The sequence below is a fragment of the Nonomuraea sp. NPDC049725 genome, from assembly GCF_040674795.1.
Lineage (GTDB): Bacteria > Actinomycetota > Actinomycetes > Streptosporangiales > Streptosporangiaceae > Nonomuraea > Nonomuraea ceibae.
Map to the genome: position 1 here is coordinate 653,242 of NZ_JBFANJ010000001.1, position 13,839 is coordinate 667,080.

A 13,839-nucleotide genomic window follows, 5' to 3' on the forward strand; every position below is an offset into this window, starting at 1 on the left:
TGCACGAAACGCGAAAAGCGCGCGCCCCCGGAAGGGGACGCGCGCTTTCGAGGCGGTCTGATCAGGCGGCGTACGACGGGTAGCCGTAGCCGGCGACCTGCGAGGTGGGACGGACCCGCTCCTCGACCTTGCCGTTGCCGGTGTTGCCCTCGATCGTGGAGATCGTGCCGTCACCGTTGTCCTTGACGACGAAGCCGACGTGGTCGATGGAGCTGATGTCCTTGCTGCCGCTCCAGGAGAAGAAGACCACGGCGCCGGGCTTGGCCTCCTGGCCCCAGCGGTCGTTGGCGGCGAACCACTTGGCGTGGGTCACGGTGTAGGCGTCCCAGCCGACCTGCGGACGGGCGCCGGTCTGCTCGCCGACCCAGGAGACGAACATCGAGCACCAGGCGGCGTTCAGGTAGTCCTGGCGGTTGCCGCCGTCACGCTGGACGGTCTCGGCGGCGCGCTGGGAGTTGGCGTACCACTCCTGGAACTTGGTGCCACCGCCGGCGGCGTTCTCGGAGGTGCCGACCTGGGCCTTGGCGACGGCCAGGACCTGCGAGGCGGAGACGTTGACCCTGGTGTTCTGGTTCGTGGCGGCCTGCTGGGCCTGGGCGGCCTGCGGCTGGGTGTTGGCGGTGGTCGCGGTGCTGGCGTCCGCCGACACGTGGGCGCCGAAAGCGGTCGCGACGAGCGCGGCGCCGAGGACGGCCTTGGACACGTTGATCTTGGGGGTGCGGATGGGGCGCATTAAGGGTAACTCCTCGCTTCCATACCGCTTACCGGGTTAGCTGACGGGTTCGGGCGTGGAAGCTGCCCTACGGCGATGTTGGTGCCGATTCACCCCGGTGGAACACATGGGTCCCCGGTTCCGCGTGTGAGCGGATTCAGCGGTCACAGGTCGGTCCCTGTGATGGACGGTGGGTCGTGACGCCCGAGAGTCGGTCGCGTCTTACCCGCGTACAGAAATGTCCAACACACCCCTGACCTGGGTAATTCCCTCGTAACGAAATTTCCACGAAACCGGCCGCGGGCGGGGGCCCGCGGCCCGGCTACTCCGCGGGAACGTAAAGGCTGAGCGTCTCGGCGATGCACGCCGGGCGCTTCTCGCCCTCGACCTCGATGGTCATCTTGAGGTTGGACAGGTAGCCCGCCGGTGTCCCCTTGACGTCGGTCAGCTCGGCCGTGGCCCGCACCCTGGCCCCGACCGGCACCGGGCGGGGGAAGCGCACCTTGTTCAGGCCGTAGTTGACGCCCATCGCGATGCCCTCGACCCGCACCAGCTCGAACATGAACGCCGGCAGCAGCGACAGGCTCAGGTAGCCGTGCGCGATCGTGCCGCCGAACGGGCCCTCCTTGGCCCGCTCCACGTCGACGTGGATCCACTGGTGGTCGTCGGTGGCGTCGGCGAAGAGGTTGACCTGTTCCTGGGTGACGGTGCGCCACTCGGTGGGGCCGAACTTCTCGCCGACGGCAGCCTTGAGTTCCTGTACGTTCGCGAAGGTCCGCATGAGGCGGAACGCTATTGCGCCGGTGGGACCGCTGCCAAGTTCAGCACCCGGAACTTGTCCGGCTTGTCCCCCTTGGTGGCGCCCCAGTAGAAGACGGTGCTCGGTTCCGACGAGACGCCCGCCCCGTACCAGTTGCCCGGGTTGCCGAAGCTCACCATCGTGCCCGTCGCCAGGTCGTACACCGCATTGCCCGCCGCCAGGAACCGGTCCAGGATCGGGTAGCGCGCCACGCCCATGCCGATGCCGCGCGCGACCTCCCGGGGCGGCTGCGAGCCGTCGACGCGGCTGATGACCGTGCCGCGCTCCGCCCGGCCGTAACACCAGACCGGCCCGCAGCGCATGCCCTGCACGCCCGGCGGCGCCGCCACGGTGAGGCTGGAGCCGTCCTCCAGGTTCACCAGCCGGAGCTGGTTGCGGTCCAGGTCCCCCGGCAGGTCGGTCACGTCGGTGGCCCAGGGCCACTGGATGAGGTGCAGGCCGTCGCTGCCGGGGACGCGCTCGGGCTCGATCCCGCCGAGCGGGTGCCGCCACACGCCGCCGTCGACCTCCGACCAGACGACGTGGTCGCCGTCCAGGCCGATCGCGTCGAGGTCGGCGTCCTGGCCCACTCGGCTGGCCACCAGCCTGGCCTCGCCGCCGGCCAGCGGGACCGTCCAGATGTCGCGGATCTGCGCGCCGTCGCCCTGCTCGCCGTACGCGAACCAGGCGACGTTCGCGCCGTCCACGGTCACGCCCTGCACGATGTACTTCTTCAGCCGGTCGTCCTTCGGCACCTCGGCGACGAGCCTGGCCTTTCCGGTACGCGAGTCGTACACCTCGAACTTGCCGGCCTTCTCGAACGACGACTCGGCGCTGAGCAGGACCTCCGTGGGGCTGATGGCGGTGATGGGGCGGTAGCGCCAGCCGTCGGAGTTCCTGGCCGGCATGGTGAACACCGCCTCCGGCCACAGCTCCGCCGCCACCGCTTCCACCGGCTCGACGGGCACCGGGGCGATCGACGCCGTGGCCGTCGCCAGCGGCTGCGGGTTCTCCTGTACGGCGGTGCCCCTGAAGACCGCCGTGCCCGTGCCCGCGACCGCCACCACGGCCGCCGCGGCCAGCAGTTGCGCCCTTCTCCTGGCGCGCCGCCGCCTGCGCAGCCGGGCGACCCCCGCCAGCAGGTCCGGCTCCGGCGCGTCCGCGGCGCCCTGCCGCAGCGCCGTGACCAGCTCGTCCTCTGTCCTCACGCCCGTCCCCTTTCGAGCATCGCCGGCCTGACCCGGAGCGTGTTGAGCCCGCGGAACGCCTGGCTTCGCACCGTTCCTCGGGAGATGCCGAGGATGTCGGCGATCTCCTGGTCGGACAGGTCCTCGTAGTAGCGCAGCACCAGCACGGCGCGTTGCCGCCGCGGCAGCGTGGCGAGCTCTCTCCAGAGCTCGCCGGTGGAGTGGATGTCGGTGTAGGAGCCCTCGGGCAGCTCGCCCGTCAGGCGCTCGCGCCGCACCTTGCGCCACCAGCTCACGTGCTGGCGGGCCATGATCGTACGGACGTACGACTCCGGATTGTCCTTGTTGCGCACCCGCCGCCAGGTGTCGCTCAGCCGCAGCAGCGCCTCCTGCACCAGATCGGCGGCGTCATCGGCGTTGCCGGTGAGCACGTAGCCGTATCGCAGGAGGGCCGGCCCGCGGGCCCGGACGAAATCCTCGAACTCCACACCACCATGACGCCCGGGGTGGGCTCGGCTGTTGCAAACTTCTTTACCCGAAATCATCGCGCACCTGTTCGAGTCCGCGCTACAGTCTTAGGTACTCGAATCGAACAAGGGTTCGGCCTGGTGAGAGGGGGTGTGTCCGGTGACGGTGCTCGCGCTCGCCCCTGCCCGGACACGCCGTAGCGCTTTCTTCCCAAATCTAAGACGGCCGCTATATCCGGCAATAGAGTCCGAGAGCGTGGACCCTGTGCGCAACCCCTACGCCCCCGGAGCCGGACAGCGTCCGCCGGAGCTCGCCGGGCGCGACCGTGAGCTGCAGCAGTTCGAGGTCGTGCTGGAGCGGGTGGCCCGCGGCCGTCCCGAGCGCAGCATGGTCGTCACCGGCCTGCGCGGCGTCGGCAAGACCGTGCTCCTCAACACCTTCAAGTCCATGGCGATGCAGCGGCTGTGGGGCACGGGCAAGATCGAGGCCCGGCCCGACCAGTCGATCCGCCGTCCCGTCGCCGCCGCCCTGCACATGGCGATCCGCGAGCTGGCCCCGCGCCACCGCGCGCCCGAGCGCATCGAGGAGTTCCTCGGCGTGCTCAAGGCGTTCGCGATGCGCGACCCGGCCGCCGCCAAGGGCACCTCGCACTGGTCGCCCGGCATCGAGGTGCCGGCCAGCCGCGGCCGGGCCGACTCCGGCGACCTGGAGATCGACCTGACCGAGCTGTTCGTCGACGCCGCCGGCGTGGCGACCGACCTGGGCGTCGGCATCGCCCTGTTCATCGACGAGATGCAGGACGTGCAGGCCGCCGACGTCTCGGCGCTCTGCGCCGCCTGCCACGAGCTGTCGCAGTCCGGCGGCCCGCTCATCGTGGTCGGGGCCGGGCTGCCGCACCTGCCGAGCGTGCTGTCGGCCAGCAAGAGCTACAGCGAGCGGCTGTTCCGCTACGCGCGCATCGACAAGCTCGACCGGGAGGCCGCCGACCTGGCGCTCATCCTGCCCGCGCGCGAGGAGCAGGTCGAGTTCACCCAGGAGGCGCTCGACGCCCTCTACGAGGCGGCCGACGGCTATCCCTACTTCGTCCAGGCCTACGGCAAGGTGGCCTGGGACCTGGCGCTGCGCAGCCCGATCACGCTCGACGACGTCAAGGTGTCGGCCCCGGAGGCGGAGGAGGAGCTGGCCGTGGGCTTCTTCGGCAGCCGCTACGAGCGCGCCACCCCCGCCGAGCGCGACTACATGCATGCCATGGCGGAGATCGGCGACGAGCCGGTGCCCACCGCCGAGGTCGCCGAGGCGCTGGGCCGCAAGCCCTCCAGCCTCTCCCCTGCCCGCGACAGCCTCATCAAGAAGGGCCTGATCTACAGCGCCGAGCGCGGCCTGATCGCGTTCACGGTGCCGCATTTCGGGAGGTTCCTGCGTGCCCAACCGGTGTGAGCACCACCCCTAGCCCTCTATTGGGCTGTCTAGTGGGGAAGCTAGACAGCCCAATAGAGTTCAATCGAGCGCTCTATAAGGCTGTCTACCATCAGGCCGATACGGTCGTATATTCCGGCAGAGACTCCGCGCTCACCACCGCGACCCGCACCGCGGGCCGCCGCCCCGCCAGGTGCACGGCGAAGACCACGTCGTCCCGCTCGTGGTTCTGGAAGGCGAAGAAGCGCCAGCACAGCTCCCGCCAGCTGTCATAGGGCTCGGTGGTCGCCAGTTGCGCCGCGTGGGCCCGCCACGTGCCGCTCGACTTGAGCCGCGCCAGCGACACCCCCTCCTGCGGGCCGCGCCGCTGCTCGCACGGGGCCCGGTGCCGGGCCCGGTCGACCAGCTCGTCGATCTCCGGCGACAGCACCGCCAGCACCGCCGCCCCGGCCAGCGTGAACCCCCAGGCCGGCTCGGCGAACGCCGTCCAGCCCGGCGTCCCGGCCCACACCGCCATGAGCGCCATCCCGGTCAGCACCACGGTCCGGCCGATCGACCGCAGCCCGACCGGCGCCGAGCTCACCTCGCCGAAGCAGCCGCACCCGGCATCCGGCCGACGCCTGCGCAGCTCCAGCAGCACGTACGTGGACAGCGCGAAGAACGTGACCGTCCCCCACCGGAACAGCGGGTGCGCCGAGACCAGCAGTCCGGCGGCGAGCACCAGCTCGACGACGCCGCACAGCAGCAGGGCCGGTTGCTGGAGCCGGCCCGGCATCAGGACCGCCGGGCCCAGCCGGGCCAGCTCCCCCGGCTCCCGGCCCGACCGGACGACGGAGAACTTGGCCACCGTCCCCAGGACGAGCAGGACGATCAGGACAGGCACCTGTGAAGCCAGCACGTGTGTCACCCCAATCCGATCTGCGCGTTGAAACACCCGTTCATCAGGTCCCCGCCCAGCTCCACGTAGCTGGCCGGGGAGAGCTCGGTGATCCGGCCGCGTGGCGAGGTGCCGCACTCGACACACCGGTCGCAGAAGCGCCCGGCCACGCACCCGCACGCGACGATCGGCACGACCGCCGACCGGTTCGCGCACACGTTCTGGATCTGCAGCAGCGAGCCGATCGCCAGGTACGGCAGCGCCGCGCAGGACACGCCCGCGTCTGGGCAGCCCGCGTCCGAGCGCTCCACCATCGGGTACGCGGCGCCGCGCTCCTCGCCGTCGAACACGTCGGACCAGGTGATGGTGCCCGCGATGCGCGCCTGGGCGCCGGCGTACGACGGCGGTGGCGGCGGCACGGCCCGCGCCGGGTAAGCGGGCTGCGACGTGGCGGGCAGCAGCGCCAGCGTGGCGCCGTCCTTCCTGACCCCGATCGCGTCGAACAGGTAACCGGGCTCGAACTGGGGATGGCGCACCCGCAGCCGGCCCGTGGCGCGGTAGGGGATCACGATCGTGCGGCGGCCCCGGTGCGGGCCGCAGTCGAGCTCCACGGTGACGTCCTTGCGGCCTTCGATCGACACGATGGTGCCGGTCAGGCGTACGGTGTCGGCCCAGATCCGCTCGACGACCTTGCCCTCGCGCAACGCCCTCATCAGCACGGTGGCCCGTACCGGAAGGTCGGCCGGGGCGACGTCGCCGCCGTGCCACGCGGTCGCCCACGGCGCGATGACCAGGCGCTCCTGCCTCCCGTCCGGGGTCTCGACGGCGATCATGTGCGGGCTCACGTCGAGGATCTCGCCGGTGACCGCGCGCAGGGGCTCGCCCCCCTCCGGCCCCGGGCCCGGCGTCGTCGCCTCGCGCCCCAGCGCCGCCGCTGCCAGCACCCGGCGACGCTCAACATCAGGAAAGCCCATCCGCCCCTCCCTCGTCCCGGGTACCAGAGTCACACGCATGCGGCTGGGCCAGGGCCTTCCACCGCACACGGGAGCAAAATACGCATCCCCCGGGGAAGGAGATGACATCCGGCGTCATACAAACTGCCACCGACCTTGACTGACCTTTATCCACGGCGGGCCGAATCCTGAATTGCGGTTCTGCCTGAATGCGGCCCCGGGCTGGGATTCTGGCCGGGATGCAGAGATTCGACGAGGAGTTCCGCGAGTACGTGATGACGCGCGGCCCTGCGCTGCTGCGTGCCGCCAAGCAGCTGACCGGACACCCTCTGGATGCGGAGGATCTCCTGCAGAGCGCACTGACCAAGACATACCTCGCATGGGACCGCATCCAGGACCGGGGGGCGCTCGACGGGTACGTGCGTCGGGCGATGGTCAACATCAACATCTCCCAGTGGCGACGGCGCAAGCTGGAAGAGTACCCGTCCGACGAGTTGCCCGAGGTGGTTACGCCGGTAGAAGCCTGCGGCGACGTGCACGAGCGGCTCGAACTGGCCCTGCAGAAGCTGCCCGAGCGGATGCGGGCGGCCATCGTGCTGCGCTACTACGAGGACATGACCGAGCCGGAGATCGCCAGCGCGCTGGGCATCAGCGTCGGCACGGTGAAGAGCACGGTGTCGCGGGCCATGGCCAAGCTCAGGAGTGAATTGGGTCTGCCCCGGCCGTAGCGCAGGGCCGTACGACCTGCCGGATCTTGCGCAGCGTGGCCAGGAACGTCTCCAGCTCGGCGGAGCTCAGCAGCCCGGTCAGGCACTCGTCGATGTCCTCCAGGTGGCGGGGCAGCACCTCTTCCAGCTTGTCGCGGCCGGGCCCGGTGAGCGTGGCGTAGGAGGCGCGCCGATCGGTGGCGCACGCCTCGCGGGAGACCAGGCCGTCACGTTCCAAACGGTCGATCACGCGGGTCACGCCACTCGTGGACAGGCCGGTCTGCGCGGCCAGATCGGTCATCCGGAGCTGCTGACGCGGCGAACGCCCCAGCCTGACCAGGGTCTCGAAGTCGACGTCCGACAGCCCGGCCGCGCTGAACACCGGCTGCATCCTGGCCGTCAGCCCGGCATGCACCTCCGCCAGCAGGCCCATGGCCGTCAGCCTGGGGTCGTCAATGTTCGTCACGCTCATACCCTAACGGACGTTGGTTGACGCGCGGAATATTCCTCGTGTAGAAATTTGTTGGCGCAAACGTCCGCACAACAAGCTCCATCGGAGGGAACCCCATGAGCACCCGCACCTGGAACGGCCTGACCGTCCCCGCCGCCGGCACCTACACGCTCGACGTCGCCCACACCACCATCGGCTTCGTCGTCAAGCACATGATGGTCAGCAAGGTACGCGGCAACTTCTCCACCTTCTCCGGTTCCGTCACGATCGCCGAGAACCCGCTGGACTCGTCCGCCGAGCTCACGATCAAGACCGAGAGCATCTCCACCGGCGTGGCCGACCGCGACGGCCACCTGCGCAGCGACGACTTCCTCGCCGTGGACAAGTTCCCGGAGATCACCTTCAGGAGCACCCGCGTCACCGACCACTCGGGCGACGAGTTCACCGTCGTCGGCGACCTCACGATCCGCGAGGTCACCAAGGAGGTCGAGCTCACGGTCGAGTACGGCGGCGCCGGCACCAACCCGTGGGGCCAGGCCGTCTGGGGCTTCTCCATCAACACCGAGTTCGACCGCGAAGACTTCGGCCTCACCTGGAACCAGGCCCTGGAGACGGGCGGCGTCCTGGTCGGCAAGAAGATCAAGGTCGAGATCGAGGGCGAGGCGAACCCGGCGGCTGCCGCCTAGGCTTCGCGGTTGTCCACAGCGGGGGGTTATCCACAGCCCTGAGCCCGCTCCTGACCAGGAGCGGGCTTTGTCCACAGCCCGTTACCCACAGGGTGTGGACAACTCGTTGGACACTGGTTGGACAGCGGCGGGGCGGTCGCGCGGGGACGCGTGACGGGAACCGCTTTGCCGCACTGCCAGAAGGCCGGTACGCTGTCCTGAGCCACGTGGCTACCAGGAGGATTCGCCTAGTCAGGTCTATGGCGCCGCACTGCTAATGCGGTTTGGTGGCAACACCATCCGGGGTTCAAATCCCCGATCCTCCGCAGCTGAAAGGCCCTCGCCCCTTGAACGGGGAGAGGGCCTTTTGATTTTTTCGACGTGTGCTGTGACTGGCCGGCCGGGTCGTGCCCAGCGGATATGCGTTGGCCCATGATGCCCGTCTCGGGTGATGCTGTACCGATGTCGTCATCGTTGCTGACCCAGGCGGAGTACGAACGTACGGCTGCCATGTTGCGAGGTCGGCGTATCCAGAGGGTCGTCTACTACCCGTTGATGGGCGGCGACGACGGTTGCGACGTCGAGGAGTGGGACTTCGGGACGTGGCACCAACCCACCATGGGGGTGGAACTGTTCACCGACTGTGGTGCCTGCTTCTCGGCTGTGTGGGGCAGCAGTTTCGACCACTTCGGGCTTGAAGTCTTCCCTGAGCCGATGACCGCTCACCTGCGGATGATCGGGCAGCCCGGCGGGTCGGCGGCGGTGGACGTGACGGATCACCCACGCTGGTCGGGCCTCGTCGGCAGAAAAGTCACCCGCGTCGATATCGCCTGGTCCTCAGACTCCGAGAGCGGCCTCCCGACGCCGAACGCGATCAGGTTGTGCTCGCGGGAGGAGGCCGTGTGGATAGCCGTCGCGAGCCCGGCGGAATGGCCGCCAGCCGAGGTCTACCACCTGGGCACGGACGATGTCATGGTCGTCTTCACCGCTGAGTTCGCGGCCAAGGTAGGCATTCCCTCTGTCGGCGCCGGCCACGACTCCGGTTCATGACGTCCTAGCTCGGCTGAGGCGTGGGCGGTGCAGCCAGGTGGTCCAGCGCCAGAGCCACTCCAGGGGCCCCTGGCGGTAGTGGCGTAGCCAGAGGGCGCTGAACAGCCACTGGGTCAGAAGGATGGCCCCCGCGGTCCAGTACGCCGTCTCCAAGGACTGGCCGATCGGCAGGCCGAGGACACGACTGGCCGCCAGTACGAGGAGTGTGGCGGTCAGGTAGTTGGTCAGCGCCATCCGGCCCAGTGGCGCGAAGACGAACTGCAGCACCGGTCGCAGCGGCGTTCGGAGCAGGAGCAGCAGGCCGCACACGTACACGCCGACGAGCAGCAGGTCGGCGAGGCTCGTCACGGAGGGCAGGTGCGTCGTGGCGCCCACGGCCCGCAGGCCGGCCTTCGCCCACAGGGCGGTAGCCAGTGCCGCCGCGAAGAGCAGGCCCAGCAGGAGCGGCCCTCGGGTGGACTGCTCGATCCGCTCGATCACGCCATATCGGACCAGGGCCGAGCCCAGGACGAACAGCCCGGCGATCAGCAGGGGCCCGCCCATGCCGAAGATCATCGCCGCCGGGATGAGTGCGGCGGCGAGGCCGGCCAGGGCCCACCGCGGCAGCCAGGTCGAGGGCAGCAGCACCAGCATGCCGACGAGGGCGTAGATGGTGAGGATCTCGCCTGGCCAGAGCAGCATGTGTACGAGACCGATCGCGAGCAACGCCAGGAGCCGGCGCAGCAGGACCAGGCGGGGGCGGGGGGCGCAGTTCGCGGCGGAGTTCAGCAGCAGCGCGAACCCGATGCCGAACAGCAGCGAGAAGATCGGCAACCCCAGCCAGGGGTCCCAGTCGCCCATGGGCTGCACCACGACGGCGGAGGCGCCGGTGGCCATGAGCTGGATGTTGGCGAGCAGGATCTCGCACAGCGCGAACCCGCGCAGCACGTCGAGCGCGATGATCCGGGGCCGCCCCAGGGACGGGAGGCGGCGGCTGGACGGGGCCTCGGGGAGGTCTTCGCGTGGCATGGGGCCTCATCCTGTACGGCCTCCCGGGGGACGGCACCGGTCCAAAGCAGGATCCGGCGCGCCCGGGATCGTCCTTTCGGCCGGTTCGAGCTGAGGACGAGGCACAGCCGGTCAGGTCAGCTGGTCGCTGAAAGGCGTTGCCGGGCCGCCTCCCACGGCCGCATCCCGCCGTCTTCGCCGGCGTCCTCCTCGTACCAGCCCGTCCCAGAAAGCCACGTCTCCAGCCAGCCGGCCAGCCCTTCGGCGTCGACGTACCACGCCTGGGACCACCCGTCGTCGACGCCGTTCGGCTCGAAGAGCAGCACGGCGCCCTCGGCGCTGCGGCAGTCCACGGCGGCGAACATGCCGCACCCCCAGTCGAGGACCGGCAGGACGTCCGCAGGCCAGTGCGGAGCCCCGTCCGCAAGCTCCTCGCGTTCCTCGCGGTAGACACTGACCGCGGTACGGCCTTCACCCACGAGCGGAAGGAGCTGGTAGTCGGGGCCGAAGCCGCCGTTGGCCACCTCGCGGTAGAGCCGGACGAGCAGAGGAGGAAGGCCGAACCCCAGGGCGCTCTCCGCCTTCGCCATCTCCTCAGCCGTGGCAGGGGGAGGTAGCTGCTGCTCCGCGGTCGCGTACGCCTTCGCCCGCACCCGCTGAAGAAGATCGTCCAAGTTCGTCACAGCGATGATGCTGCCATCCGGCCCCGACATTCTCGGCTGTCAGGCGGAGGGAGCAGAGCGGTGGAGGCGATCCCAGGCGAAGCGCCGGCGTTCCGCTGACAGCCCCTGGTCCCTCATGGCTCGATCCAGCAGGTCCACCTCACACCCGTGCGCGCTCAGGTGGCGGAGAAGGGGCTCGTACCGGTCGGCTCTGTCCCGTACGAGCTCCGTCGCCAGCCGTAGCTCCAGCCGGACCGCGGGCACCCGGTGCGAGCCGCATGCGACCCATACGTAGTGCTGCCACGGGCCGCGCCCGATGCATTCCATCCCGTCGGAGTCGAACGGTTTCTCAACGGTGCTCATCTCCACCTTGACCCCGCGCACCTCGTACCTGGCGAAGTATTGCGAGGACTCCGCAATCCACGAGGCAGCGTAAAGGCAGGGAAACGAGGCGAGCGCGGCGCCGAACGTGTCGACGTCCTCCCGTCGCGCCACCAGAAGGTCGATGTCACCGACAGGAAGGTGAACCCCCTGAAGAAGGGCCGCGCTCGTACCCCCGAGGCGGTAGGTGATGTCGGCGCCTGCAGCTCGCATGGTGGTGAGCACCGTGTCCAGCGCCGCAGTGATGTCCGCCAGCCGGGGATGTGTTTCGCCGTTGTCCATGAGGCGCAGCGTAAGAGCCTGAGGATCCAGTATGTCAGGGCACCGGAGAGTCGGGGCGGGCCTACACTCGGCGCGCATGCGACTGAAGGCGATCTTGGCGCTGTTCGCCGTGTACGCCGTCACGGCGGCGCCTGAGTTCCTGCCCGGCGGGTGGCGGGTGATCGTGCAGCCCGCGACGAGCGACGCCGCCGAGGTCTACTACCAACCGGTTTCACCCGTGCTGCTCCGGTCGCACGAGGGCATCGAGCCCTTCCAGGACGCCCAGCAAGCCGCCCTGCGGCGGGCCGAGCTCCACCCGCACGATCTGGCTCCGCCGTACATCCTGTACGAGCCGTACCGGCTGGTCGCCCCCTACGTCACCGCGCGAGGACGCGCGCTGGCCTCGCCGCCGATCTCCGGGGTGAGCCGGTCGGACGGGAAACCCGTTCCGTACGTGATCGTGCCCCAGGTCCGGCCGGTGGAGAACAGCCAGGCGGAACTCACCGCGTTGATGGAGGCGGAACGCGGACCGATCGACGAGCCTGAAGTGTGGGGCATGGGAATCAGGCCGGAGCTCAACCGGATCGTCCTCCAGACCAATGCCTTCGATCAGGGCTTACGCCGCCGGATGGCCAAGCAATATGGCGGACTCGTCACCATCGAATGGGACCCCTCCGGCCAACGCCCGCAGCTCGACTGAGAATCGGGAGGCGGTCGGCGTGAAACACTGCACGGCGTGCGCGAATATCTGTACCTCGTTCTCACGGCAGCGGTGGCGACGTACATCCTCGTGCCACTCGTTCGCAGATTCGCCGTCTCCATAGGCGCGATGCCCGAGGTCAGAGAGCGTGACGTGCATGCCACCCCGACGCCCCGGCTGGGCGGGCTGGCCATGTGCGCGGGTTTGGTGACGACCCTTCTGATCGCCGCTCAGCTCGACAAGTCGGGCGCCAAGCTCGCGGACAGCGAATTCCTTTACGGGCTGATCATTTCCTGCGTCGTCATCGTGGCTCTCGGCTTTCTTGACGACTGGCTGGGTCTCGGCTCACTCACGAAGCTCTGCGGGCAGATCGCCGCAGGTGGAGTGCTGTCCTTCTTCGGGATCAGGCTACCGTGGATACCGCTTCCCAACGGGGCGACGTACATACTCGACAGCACGCTGAGCACGATAGTCACCATCGGCATCGTGGTGGCCATCATCAATTCGCTGAACTTCGTCGACGGGCTCGACGGCCTGGCCGCAGGCATAACGACGATAGCCGCGGCAGGGGTATGGCTCTATTCGATCATGCTTTCCCAGCATCTGAGCGGCGACCGCATTCAGGTGACCGCCATCATGTCCGCCATTCTGATCGGCGTCTGCCTAGGGTTCCTGCCGCACAACTTCCACCCCGCACGGATTTTCATGGGCGACACAGGCTCCATGCTCCTGGGGCTGGTGCTTGCGACCTCCATGGTGCTGGTGACATCGGATATCGCGCCGGACGCGGTTGCCGAGGTGAACCGCTTTCCGATGGTCATTCCGCTCATCCTGCCCGTCGCGCTGATCGCCGTGCCTCTCGTGGACCTTTTGAGCGCCGTCATACGCAGGACGTCCCACGGGAAATCCCCGTTCGCCCCGGATCGGGGGCACCTTCACCACGTCATTCTGGACAGCGGACACTCCCACACCCGGACGGTGCTCATTCTCTACGCCTGGGCCGGCATCTTCACGTTCGGCGTGGTGGCCCTCGCCCTGGGCGGTGTTCCGCTGGTCGTTCTCCTGGTGGCAGTAGTGTTCGCGCTGCTGGTCCTGGCGGCCACCCTTCACCCTCGCCTGCGCGCCGCAAGTGATTCCGCAACTGCACGGGAACACAGGGGCACAACGCGCCCATAGGCCCCAGGCAGTTCCCGGATCATCCTCGGAGACCGGCTTCGTACGGCAGCTCGAAGGCTCGTGGTCGAGGCGGAATGAGCCTCAGGGCTTCGTGCGGGGTCCTGGGTGCAGGTCGGTGAGCAGGGCGTCCCTGGAGGCGGTGGCGGCTTCCTCGGCCGTGGTGATGGCCTGCAGGATGGCGGCGGCGAGGTTGGTGGCGTCCAGGCGTCGTCGGGTGCGTGGGGAGATGTCCAGGCGGGTGAGGGCGCCGAGGGCGTCGGTGACGGCGACGATGCCGCCGTCGTCGGCCCGGCCGGTGAACTCGGCGGCGCTCCACTCGTCCACCCGCGCCTCCGCCCGTGCGGCGGCGGCGATCAGCTCCTCCAGGCGCGCGTTCGCGTCCTGCAT

The 13,839-nt window shown here is 69.2% G+C and carries 17 protein-coding genes, 1 tRNA gene and 1 riboswitch; of the genes, 7 read left to right on the plus strand and 11 right to left on the minus strand.

Annotated features, from left to right (window positions below):
* Nucleotides 1-61: 61 nt before the first annotated feature.
* The 4 genes from AB0J53_RS03390 to AB0J53_RS03405 form a co-directional block, all read right to left on the minus strand.
* Complete coding sequence (locus AB0J53_RS03390) at nucleotides 62-733, minus strand: CHAP domain-containing protein (protein ID WP_364168257.1); 672 nt, start codon at nucleotides 731-733, stop codon at nucleotides 62-64.
* A 10-nt stretch (nucleotides 734-743) separates the two neighbouring features.
* Nucleotides 744-885: riboswitch (cyclic di-AMP (ydaO/yuaA leader) on the minus strand.
* A gap of 149 nt (nucleotides 886-1,034) precedes the next feature.
* Complete coding sequence (locus tag AB0J53_RS03395) at nucleotides 1,035-1,493, minus strand: MaoC family dehydratase (protein ID WP_364168259.1); 459 nt, start codon at nucleotides 1,491-1,493, stop codon at nucleotides 1,035-1,037.
* Between the two features lie 11 nt (nucleotides 1,494-1,504).
* Entirely contained in the window at nucleotides 1,505-2,719 is a 1,215-nt protein-coding gene (locus AB0J53_RS03400) for a hypothetical protein (RefSeq protein WP_364168261.1), read from the minus strand.
* Nucleotides 2,716-3,186: a SigE family RNA polymerase sigma factor gene (locus AB0J53_RS03405; RefSeq protein ID WP_364168263.1), complete on the minus strand. Its 471-nt coding sequence runs from the start codon at nucleotides 3,184-3,186 to the stop codon at nucleotides 2,716-2,718. The genes AB0J53_RS03400 and AB0J53_RS03405 overlap by 4 nt, the downstream gene beginning before the upstream one ends.
* 235 nt (nucleotides 3,187-3,421) lie before the next feature.
* Here AB0J53_RS03405 and AB0J53_RS03410 point away from each other — a divergent pair, with 235 nt between their 5' ends.
* Nucleotides 3,422-4,603, plus strand: a complete 1,182-nt coding sequence (locus AB0J53_RS03410; RefSeq protein ID WP_219498763.1) for an ATP-binding protein — start codon at nucleotides 3,422-3,424, stop codon at nucleotides 4,601-4,603.
* A 91-nt stretch (nucleotides 4,604-4,694) separates the two neighbouring features.
* Here AB0J53_RS03410 and AB0J53_RS03415 read toward each other — a convergent pair whose 3' ends face one another.
* Together AB0J53_RS03415 and AB0J53_RS03420 are read right to left on the minus strand one after the other, a co-directional pair.
* Nucleotides 4,695-5,480: a MauE/DoxX family redox-associated membrane protein gene (locus AB0J53_RS03415; RefSeq protein ID WP_364168265.1), complete on the minus strand. Its 786-nt coding sequence runs from the start codon at nucleotides 5,478-5,480 to the stop codon at nucleotides 4,695-4,697.
* Nucleotides 5,481-5,485: 5 nt separating this feature from the next.
* Nucleotides 5,486-6,433, minus strand: coding sequence for a hypothetical protein (locus AB0J53_RS03420; RefSeq protein WP_364168267.1), 948 nt, complete (start codon nucleotides 6,431-6,433; stop codon nucleotides 5,486-5,488).
* Between the two features lie 218 nt (nucleotides 6,434-6,651).
* On the opposite strand from AB0J53_RS03420, the gene AB0J53_RS03425 reads away from it, so the two are divergent.
* Nucleotides 6,652-7,140: a SigE family RNA polymerase sigma factor gene (locus AB0J53_RS03425; RefSeq protein ID WP_364168269.1), complete on the plus strand. Its 489-nt coding sequence runs from the start codon at nucleotides 6,652-6,654 to the stop codon at nucleotides 7,138-7,140.
* On the opposite strand, the gene AB0J53_RS03430 is transcribed toward AB0J53_RS03425, so the two are convergent.
* Nucleotides 7,109-7,591 (minus strand): MarR family transcriptional regulator, encoded by a 483-nt coding sequence (locus AB0J53_RS03430; protein ID WP_364168270.1) that lies wholly within the window; start codon nucleotides 7,589-7,591, stop codon nucleotides 7,109-7,111. The two genes, AB0J53_RS03425 and AB0J53_RS03430, sit on opposite strands and share 32 nt — an antisense overlap.
* A 95-nt stretch (nucleotides 7,592-7,686) precedes the next feature.
* On the opposite strand from AB0J53_RS03430, the gene AB0J53_RS03435 reads away from it, so the two are divergent.
* The 3 genes from AB0J53_RS03435 (at nucleotide 7,687) to AB0J53_RS03445 (ending at nucleotide 9,285) form a co-directional block, all read left to right on the plus strand.
* Complete coding sequence (locus AB0J53_RS03435) at nucleotides 7,687-8,256, plus strand: YceI family protein (protein WP_364168272.1); 570 nt, start codon at nucleotides 7,687-7,689, stop codon at nucleotides 8,254-8,256.
* A 216-nt stretch (nucleotides 8,257-8,472) separates the two neighbouring features.
* Nucleotides 8,473-8,561 (plus strand) — tRNA-Ser (locus AB0J53_RS03440).
* 106 nt (nucleotides 8,562-8,667) lie between these two features.
* Nucleotides 8,668-9,285 carry a hypothetical protein gene (locus tag AB0J53_RS03445; protein ID WP_364168274.1) on the plus strand — a complete coding sequence of 206 codons (618 nt, stop codon included), beginning with the start codon at nucleotides 8,668-8,670 and terminating at the stop codon, nucleotides 9,283-9,285.
* Here the strand turns inward: AB0J53_RS03445 and AB0J53_RS03450 are convergent.
* The 3 genes from AB0J53_RS03450 to AB0J53_RS03460 form a co-directional block, all read right to left on the minus strand.
* Entirely contained in the window at nucleotides 9,280-10,293 is a 1,014-nt protein-coding gene (locus tag AB0J53_RS03450; protein ID WP_364168276.1) for a DUF418 domain-containing protein, read from the minus strand. The two genes, AB0J53_RS03445 and AB0J53_RS03450, sit on opposite strands and share 6 nt — an antisense overlap.
* A gap of 116 nt (nucleotides 10,294-10,409) precedes the next feature.
* Entirely contained in the window at nucleotides 10,410-10,955 is a 546-nt protein-coding gene (locus AB0J53_RS03455; RefSeq protein WP_364168278.1) for an SMI1/KNR4 family protein, read from the minus strand.
* A gap of 39 nt (nucleotides 10,956-10,994) precedes the next feature.
* Nucleotides 10,995-11,597, minus strand: coding sequence for a hypothetical protein (locus AB0J53_RS03460; protein WP_364168280.1), 603 nt, complete (start codon nucleotides 11,595-11,597; stop codon nucleotides 10,995-10,997).
* Nucleotides 11,598-11,673: 76 nt separating this feature from the next.
* Here AB0J53_RS03460 and AB0J53_RS03465 point away from each other — a divergent pair, with 76 nt between their 5' ends.
* Both AB0J53_RS03465 and AB0J53_RS03470 read left to right on the plus strand, forming a co-directional pair.
* Nucleotides 11,674-12,276 carry a hypothetical protein gene (locus AB0J53_RS03465; RefSeq protein ID WP_364168282.1) on the plus strand — a complete coding sequence of 201 codons (603 nt, stop codon included), beginning with the start codon at nucleotides 11,674-11,676 and terminating at the stop codon, nucleotides 12,274-12,276.
* A 36-nt stretch (nucleotides 12,277-12,312) separates the two neighbouring features.
* Nucleotides 12,313-13,452, plus strand: a complete 1,140-nt coding sequence (locus AB0J53_RS03470) for an MraY family glycosyltransferase (RefSeq protein WP_364168284.1) — start codon at nucleotides 12,313-12,315, stop codon at nucleotides 13,450-13,452.
* An 81-nt stretch (nucleotides 13,453-13,533) separates the two neighbouring features.
* Here the strand turns inward: AB0J53_RS03470 and AB0J53_RS03475 are convergent, their stop codons facing one another.
* Nucleotides 13,534-13,839 (minus strand): YbaB/EbfC family nucleoid-associated protein, encoded by a 306-nt coding sequence (locus AB0J53_RS03475; protein ID WP_364168286.1) that lies wholly within the window; start codon nucleotides 13,837-13,839, stop codon nucleotides 13,534-13,536.

What these genes read in the sequence shown, in the direction of transcription:
- AB0J53_RS03390 (WP_364168257.1), bottom strand. Translation starts at nt 733, where the DNA reads ATGCGCCCCATCCGCACCCCCAAGATCAACGTGTCCAAGGCCGTCCTC.
- AB0J53_RS03395 (WP_364168259.1), bottom strand. Translation starts at nt 1,493, where the DNA reads ATGCGGACCTTCGCGAACGTACAGGAACTCAAGGCTGCCGTCGGCGAG.
- AB0J53_RS03420 (WP_364168267.1), bottom strand. Translation starts at nt 6,433, where the DNA reads ATGGGCTTTCCTGATGTTGAGCGTCGCCGGGTGCTGGCAGCGGCGGCG.
- AB0J53_RS03425 (WP_364168269.1), top strand. Translation starts at nt 6,652, where the DNA reads ATGCAGAGATTCGACGAGGAGTTCCGCGAGTACGTGATGACGCGCGGC.
- AB0J53_RS03430 (WP_364168270.1), bottom strand. Translation starts at nt 7,591, where the DNA reads ATGAGCGTGACGAACATTGACGACCCCAGGCTGACGGCCATGGGCCTG.
- AB0J53_RS03435 (WP_364168272.1), top strand. Translation starts at nt 7,687, where the DNA reads ATGAGCACCCGCACCTGGAACGGCCTGACCGTCCCCGCCGCCGGCACC.
- AB0J53_RS03445 (WP_364168274.1), top strand. Translation starts at nt 8,668, where the DNA reads ATGATGCCCGTCTCGGGTGATGCTGTACCGATGTCGTCATCGTTGCTG.
- AB0J53_RS03450 (WP_364168276.1), bottom strand. Translation starts at nt 10,293, where the DNA reads ATGCCACGCGAAGACCTCCCCGAGGCCCCGTCCAGCCGCCGCCTCCCG.
- AB0J53_RS03460 (WP_364168280.1), bottom strand. Translation starts at nt 11,597, where the DNA reads ATGGACAACGGCGAAACACATCCCCGGCTGGCGGACATCACTGCGGCG.
- AB0J53_RS03465 (WP_364168282.1), top strand. Translation starts at nt 11,674, where the DNA reads ATGCGACTGAAGGCGATCTTGGCGCTGTTCGCCGTGTACGCCGTCACG.
- AB0J53_RS03475 (WP_364168286.1), bottom strand. Translation starts at nt 13,839, where the DNA reads ATGCAGGACGCGAACGCGCGCCTGGAGGAGCTGATCGCCGCCGCCGCA.